Consider the following 2,053-nt stretch of genomic DNA (forward strand, 5'->3'; position numbering starts at 1 on the left):
GGCGACTCGGCGGCGTCGCCCGGGGCGCAGGCGGCCAGCCACAGCACGACGGCGAGCAGGATCGCCGCCAGCACGATCAGCCGGGCGGATCGCTTCACGCGGGGACCTCGATGTGCGCGGCCGGCTCGCGGTACGACATCGACACGGCCTCGCCGTCCTCGAGCACGAAGCTGGTGAGAGATGCGAGGCCGCACTCACGCGAGCGCGGGTCGTGCAGGTAGCGGCGCTGCTCGTAGGTGAGGCGCGCGACCCAGATGGGCAGCTGGTGGCTCACCATCACGGTGTCGGAGTCGGGGTTTGCGGCGGCGGCGTCGCGGATGGCGTCCCACATGCGGTCCCGCTGCTCCGTGTAGGGCTCCCCCCATGACGGCTTCCACGGGTTGCGCATGCGCCACAGGTCGCGCGGCTTCAGCAGATCCTTCGCGCCCGACGGGAGGGGGTCGCCCTCGAAGATGTTGCCCGCCTCGATGATGCGGTCCTCGGTCACGATGTCGAGGCCGAACGCCGCGGCGATGGGCGTGGCCGTCTGCTGGGCGCGCAGCAGCGGGCTGGCGATCACCTGGCCCACGGCGACGTCGCGAGCCACCAGGTCATCCGCGACCGCCTGCGCCATCGCCTGCCCCGCATCGGACAGCCGGAACTCGGGCAGGCGCCCGTACAGCACCTTGTCCGGGTTGTGGACATGGCCGTGACGAAGCAGGTGGACCGTGGGCATGGCGTCTATTGTCGCCCAGTCTCACCCGAGGGCGGAACGCAGGCGCTCGGGGTCGATCCGCCAGAAGCCCACCACCTGGTCGTCGACGATCACGACGGGCACCTCGTCGCCAAAGCGCTCGGCCAGGCGTGCGTGGGCGTGGACGTCCACCTCGCGCCACTCGACCGCGGCCTCCGCGCAGACCGAGGCCACCACAGCGCGCGCGTCCTCGCACAGGTGGCAGCCCTCGCGGGTGATGAGGCTGACGCGGGCGGGCATGCGCCCAGGATACGTGCGGGGTGTCCGACCGAGGTCGCTAGGCTGGCCGGGTGACCGGCCCCGACACCGTCGGCAGCGCTTCGCGCGTCGCCGCGTTCTTCGACGTGGACAACACCATCGTCCGCGGCGCGTCGGCGTACCACATTGCGCGCGGCCTCCATCAGCGCGGCTACCTGCGCAAGCGCGACATCCTGCGGTTCGGCTGGGAGTCGGCCAAGTACTCGATGTTCGGCGAGAACAAGGAGCAGATCGACGATCTTCGCCGCGAGGGCCTGGGCATCATCAAGGGCTGGTCCGCTGCGGAGATGAACGCGGTGGGCGAGGAGGTCTACGACGAGGTCCTCGCGCTGCGCATCTTCCCTGGGACCAAGGCGATCATCGACGATCACCTCGCGAAGGGCGACGAGGTGTGGCTCGTCACCGCCTCCCCCATCGAGGTCGGGCGAGTGATCGCGCGCCGGCTCGGCGTCACGGGCGCGCTCGGCACGGTCGCGGAGCAGGACAACGGCCACTACACGGGCCGCATGGTGGGCGACATGCTCCACCGCGAGGCGAAGGCGGCCGCCGTCGCAGCACTCGCCGCCGAGCGCAACCTGGACCTGTCGCGCTCGTACGCCTACGGCGACTCGACCAACGACGTGCCGATGCTCGAGGCCGTCGGGAACCCCACCGCCATCAACCCCGATGCCCGGCTGCGCCGGCAGGCGTCGCAGCACGGCTGGCCCATCCGGGAGTTCCGCAAGCGCAGCAAGTCGGGCCGCCGCGGGGTCGTGAAGGCCTCGATCACCGGGACGGTGTGGGCCGGGCTCGCGGTCGCGCGCGGGCTGCGGGCGGCGCTGCGCGGCATCTGGCGCGGGCTGTTCCGCCGGGGCGGCCGGGACGCCGATCCCCAGACGACGCAGCTCTGAAGCCAGCCGCCGCATCGGCCCTCCTCGCGGTTGATTCTCGCTCGCCTCAGCCCTGACACGAGCGAAGTGGGTCCGTTTCGCTCGTCTAGGGCGGTCAACGAGCGAGAATCAACCGCCACGAGCCGGGCCCAGACGCGACGACGCCCGCGCCACCTCACTGGTGACACGGGCG

Annotated in this window: 3 protein-coding genes; 1 reads left to right on the forward strand and 2 read right to left on the reverse strand. The window is 71.7% G+C overall.

Features of this window, described 5'->3' with window-relative positions:
* Positions 1–94 precede the first annotated feature (94 nt).
* Together QZ483_RS13545 and QZ483_RS13550 are read right to left on the reverse strand one after the other, a co-directional pair.
* Positions 95–715 (reverse strand): histidine phosphatase family protein, encoded by a 621-nt coding sequence (locus QZ483_RS13545; RefSeq protein ID WP_297084909.1) that lies wholly within the window; start codon positions 713–715, stop codon positions 95–97.
* Positions 716–736: 21 nt separating this feature from the next.
* A complete protein-coding gene (locus QZ483_RS13550; protein WP_297084911.1) occupies positions 737–973 on the reverse strand; it encodes a glutaredoxin family protein in 237 nt (78 codons plus the stop codon).
* Positions 974–1,023: 50 nt separating this feature from the next.
* On the opposite strand from QZ483_RS13550, the gene QZ483_RS13555 reads away from it, so the two are divergent.
* Positions 1,024–1,881 carry an HAD family phosphatase gene (locus QZ483_RS13555; protein ID WP_297084913.1) on the forward strand — a complete coding sequence of 286 codons (858 nt, stop codon included), beginning with the start codon at positions 1,024–1,026 and terminating at the stop codon, positions 1,879–1,881.
* Positions 1,882–2,053: the final 172 nt, after the last annotated feature.

This window comes from uncultured Demequina sp., assembly GCF_913055775.1.
In the GTDB taxonomy this organism is placed as follows: Bacteria; Actinomycetota; Actinomycetes; order Actinomycetales; family Demequinaceae; genus Demequina.

Coding starts and splice junctions, on each gene's coding strand:
- QZ483_RS13545 (WP_297084909.1), bottom strand. CDS start 715: ATGCCCACGGTCCACCTGCTTCGTCACGGCCATGTCCACAACCCGGAC.
- QZ483_RS13550 (WP_297084911.1), bottom strand. CDS start 973: ATGCCCGCCCGCGTCAGCCTCATCACCCGCGAGGGCTGCCACCTGTGC.